This is a genomic window from Deferribacterota bacterium (assembly GCA_034189185.1).
Classification (GTDB): domain Bacteria; phylum Chrysiogenota; class Deferribacteres; order Deferribacterales; family UBA228; genus UBA228.
Genome location: JAXHVM010000154.1, coordinates 1 through 4,287, shown reverse-complemented (window position 1 = coordinate 4,287; position 4,287 = coordinate 1). Strand labels below are relative to the sequence as shown.

Genomic DNA, 4,287 nt, shown 5'->3' with positions numbered 1-4,287 from the left:
CTCAGAATTACCCATTTGCCCTTTAGGTAAACCAACCCATTCTTCAGAAGCATGCAAAAAGGTATGCCCATTATTCTTCCACAGATTATTAAAGTTTATAGGGTTACACAATTTTACAGCATTGTATTCACTGCTTTCACGATAACCCCAACCATCTAGTATTAATAATATAATTCTTCTATCCATAGAAAACTAAACTAGAGCTTCAACTTGCCACTTTTTTCAAGCTCACTTTTACATTCCGTACAATACCTAGCAAAGGGTATATACTCTAATCTCTTTTCATCTATATCCTCTTCACACTCTATACAAACCCCATAAGTACCAACATCTATTCTCTGCAATGCCTGTTCAACTAATCTAAGTTTTAATGCATCTGTCTCAACCTTTCCAAGCATCAACGATTTTGTATAAAGGTCATAGGCTTCATCAGCTAAATCTTTACCAGATCTATCTTCAAGCTCCTTAGCTTCATCGTATTTTGTCTTAAGTGAATTTATTAACTCTCTTTTCATTTTTAAAAGTTTCTTCCTAAAATATTCTAATCTCTCTCTGTCCATAATAAACCTCTACTATTTATTATAAGGATGACCATTTATTATTGTAAATGCTCTATAAATTTGTTCCAGTAAAATTACAAGGGCAATTTCATGTGAAAAAGTTAATTTACTAAAAGATAATACCTCATTAGAATGAGATTTCACCTTTTTAGGGATCCCAAAGGAACCACCAATAATAAAATATAGCTTCTTTTCACCCATTAACTTATCTTCTAACCAATTTGAGAAACTTATTGTATCCATCATATATCCTTCTGCATCAAAAGCAACCTTATAACCATCTTTAGCTATGCTAATCATTTTATTGCCAATATAATCCAGCTCTTTGCTAGTATTTTCTCTATATTTTGGTTTAAAGTCACAACAATTTAAATTAGTATAGCTATTTATTCTTCTTATAAATTCTTCATATATATTTAAATAAATACTATTATTTATTTTTCTTGGAATTATTATGCCTACAAACATATTATAATGCACTCTATGAATTATCTAATGAATGTCAATACTTAAATTAAATTCCTTTAAAGCCTTGTAAATTTTAGGATGATACGCTTTGTCTTTCTCATAATAAGCATGTTTAAACCCTTCTATTGACATTTCTCTTGAGGCAGGATAATAAGAGGCATCACTTTTTGCATAAATAACATTATCTTTATCTATAAAAACTGAATCAACAAAAACAAGTCTTTTTCTTGTTGTTACATAACTAGCTTTTGCAATATAGGTATTATTATTTAACAAAATAGCTCTTTTATATTTAACCCTCATCTCTCTTGTAAAATATAACCTCATCTCACTACCATATACAAAAGCAGCCCATGTCATAACCTCATCTAAAATAGTTGCAGCTATACCACCATGCATCATATCGGTATAACCACTCATATAATTTGATGCTATAAATTTAAGCTTTACATAGCCATCTTCAAAAAAACTATACTGATGTAGACCTTTAATATTATCTTTTCCACAAACAAAACAATTATCTGTCTCTGGAAAATAATATTTCATAACCTAACCCCTAATTAATAATATTAATTATTATTATTATTAATTAATATTAGTTTTTCAATATATAACATTAAAAATCTCAGAATTTATAATTATAACTCTTTAAATATTTTATTGACAAATGTTCTTTTTTATTATAAAAAATATATTGTATACAAAAAAGAGGGAGGATGCTTATAATGCTAATTTACAGAAAAATAATTATTTTTTTATTTATAGTTTTTATAAGTATACTTATTAATAAACAGTTGCTAGCCTATGGTGAATATAACACACCTGATTCTTGGGGCATGCACACAACACCAGGTGGGTTTAAAAACAATATTGAGGGAATTAGAATAGGAAATGATGCAATAATGGATTTAAATCTTACAACAAGATATAGGATGAGATCTACTGAAAATTTAGATGACCACGATTTCTACCAATACCTTAGAGGTGGCATTAGAAACATTAAATTAGGACAAGGTACTGTGGAGAGTTCTCTTTTTATAAGATTTGCTGATGATATCGATGGAACAGATAAAGATCACTTTTATGGAGATTCCCTTGATCTAGGCTTAGATGGTGATGAATGGGATACAAGGTTTTATCATGGAGATATTACCTTTAATAATGTTGTGCCAAATACAAAACTTGTTGTTGGAAGGCAATATGTTAGCCATATAGAAACCCTTCAAATTGACGGAGCAGATCTTTCATATAAAATAAATGATATGTTAACAGTCTTTGGCTTTTCAGGTGCAGCAGTAAATTATTATGACGACTGGGATGATGACTGGATTCATGGTGGGGGGGTTGAATTAAAGCCCTTTGATGGCACTAAAGTTAGATTTGAATATATAAGAGCAGATGTGGAAGGCTTTAATGATGATATTTTTCATTTAAGACTTGATCAACAATTATTATATGGTAATGCCTATGCGCAATTAGGGATATTGGACAGTGCTGAATCACTAGAGATTGGTGGAACATTTAGACACCCATCATGGGGCACCATACTAAATATTAAATACGAAGGTGTTTATGACGAGATTGGAGAAGATAATAGTTATATAGAAAATCCATTAACTTATGCGCTGTTACCCTATGGGAAATATAACCTAATTAATCTTTCTGCTTATCAACCGTTTATGGAACATTTTGTTTTAGGTGCAGGCGTTGAGCACAGAGCTGTTGATGGTACTGAAGATTTTTTTAATAGAAACTATACTAAATTTTTCACTTCCTTTGATATTATAGGTATACCAACAGAAGGAACCTATTTATCATTATTTGCTGAAAAATGGGATACAGGGGATAATAAAGATGCAAGCGAAGAAGAAAAAATACATGCAGGAGCTGAGCTTTCTCAAATTATTTCGCGAACTTTAGAATTATATTGTGGCACAAGGTATGATAGATATGAATACGATTTTGTGGAATTTAACTATAATAATCTTGAGGTTGTTCGTCCAAGAAAAAAAGAATCTATTAGAACATATTATATAGGAGGAGTTTGGGAGCCTACAAAAAGGGTTAGCTTATCTGTTGACTGCAATATAGAAAATTCTGATGTATTTGATGACGAAGATTATGAAAATAATTATACCGTTGAAGCATGGTTAAATATAGCATTATAAAAGGAGGGCTAAATTGAAAAAGAGTAAAATTATTGTATTATTTATCTTCTTTTTAATATTACCTATTTATACACTCTACTCAGTAGAAAGTAGCAAGCCTGACTCGCATAATACCTCTTGGATTAAACTTCACGGGCAAGCTAGTAAAGTTAATGAGGAGAAATGCTTAGCATGCCATAATAAGAGGGATGATTGCATAAGATGCCACCAAGATACGGCTCCAAGAAGCCACACTCCTTCTTGGAGACATAGAACACATGGTATAGAAGCTCGTTGGAATAGAGATAAATGTATGACCTGTCATAATAATGCATTTTGCGAAGAATGCCATACTTCACAAATGCCTATGAGCCATAGAAGAGCCAATTTTATAGAAGGAGGACATTGTTATACTGAATGTCATTCGCCAAATTTAAGAGACAATAAATGTATAATATGCCATAAATCATACCATGGTCCACAAGGACCAAGATAAAAATTATTAAAAAAAGCAACAAATAAGCTATACACAGCAAAACAAAAAGGAGGTAAATTTATGTCTGAAACAGAAACTTTTAAAGGTTTCAAGCTTACCAGAAGAAAGTTTATGAAGTGGTTTGGTGCTATGACTACTTCATTTTATGCACTATCAGGTAAAGCAAAAGGTGCAATTGGTCCATCAAAGAGCGTTTTACAGGAAGACGAGAATTTAAGATTTGACGAAACAATGGAGGTCTACACTAATTCACACCCTCACAATTGTGGTGGTAAATGCTTCTTCAAAGTGTATGTAAAAAATATTAACGGTAAAAGACGTATTGTAAAGCTAACTTCTGAAGGTGATGTGGGCTTAGACGGAAAGGATCCTGATGGATTGCCCCGTGAGATAACTGGTGATGAGGATATGAGAAAACTTCAAATTAGGGCATGTCCTAGAGGTTATGCACAAATCAAAAGGATTTATTCACCAACTAGAGTAAAATACCCACTAGTACAAACAAAAAAGAAGGGTGATATTACAGGCTTTAAAAGAATTTCATGGGATGAAGCTCTTGATATTTACGCCAAGAAGATGAATGAGGCTAAATCTAGGGCTGAGCAGATAGGATATC

The 4,287-nt window shown here is 31.8% G+C and carries 7 protein-coding genes; 3 read left to right on the top strand and 4 right to left on the bottom strand.

All coding sequences use genetic code 11. The annotated features are described in order from the left end of the window. The 4 genes from SVN78_08865 to SVN78_08850 form a co-directional block, all read right to left on the bottom strand. Positions 1 to 186, bottom strand: a 186-nt coding sequence (locus tag SVN78_08865; GenBank protein MDY6821715.1) for a 2,3-bisphosphoglycerate-independent phosphoglycerate mutase, incomplete at its 3' end; no start/stop codon positions are given. 11 nt (positions 187 to 197) lie between these two features. Next, complete coding sequence (locus tag SVN78_08860; GenBank protein MDY6821714.1) at positions 198 to 560, bottom strand: TraR/DksA C4-type zinc finger protein; 363 nt, start codon at positions 558 to 560, stop codon at positions 198 to 200. Positions 561 to 572: 12 nt separating this feature from the next. Next, positions 573 to 1,028, bottom strand: coding sequence for a 23S rRNA (pseudouridine(1915)-N(3))-methyltransferase RlmH (locus tag SVN78_08855; protein MDY6821713.1), 456 nt, complete (start codon positions 1,026 to 1,028; stop codon positions 573 to 575). A 24-nt stretch (positions 1,029 to 1,052) separates the two neighbouring features. Further along, positions 1,053 to 1,574, bottom strand: coding sequence for a PaaI family thioesterase (locus SVN78_08850; GenBank protein ID MDY6821712.1), 522 nt, complete (start codon positions 1,572 to 1,574; stop codon positions 1,053 to 1,055). Between the two features lie 179 nt (positions 1,575 to 1,753). Here SVN78_08850 and SVN78_08845 point away from each other — a divergent pair, with 179 nt between their 5' ends. The 3 genes from SVN78_08845 to SVN78_08835 form a co-directional block, all read left to right on the top strand. Continuing rightward, a complete protein-coding gene (locus tag SVN78_08845) occupies positions 1,754 to 3,196 on the top strand; it encodes a hypothetical protein (GenBank protein ID MDY6821711.1) in 1,443 nt (480 codons plus the stop codon). 13 nt (positions 3,197 to 3,209) lie between these two features. Continuing rightward, complete coding sequence (locus tag SVN78_08840; GenBank protein MDY6821710.1) at positions 3,210 to 3,671, top strand: hypothetical protein; 462 nt, start codon at positions 3,210 to 3,212, stop codon at positions 3,669 to 3,671. Positions 3,672 to 3,731: 60 nt separating this feature from the next. Beyond that, positions 3,732 to 4,287: hypothetical protein (locus SVN78_08835; GenBank protein MDY6821709.1), on the top strand; the 556-nt coding region annotated here is incomplete at its 3' end.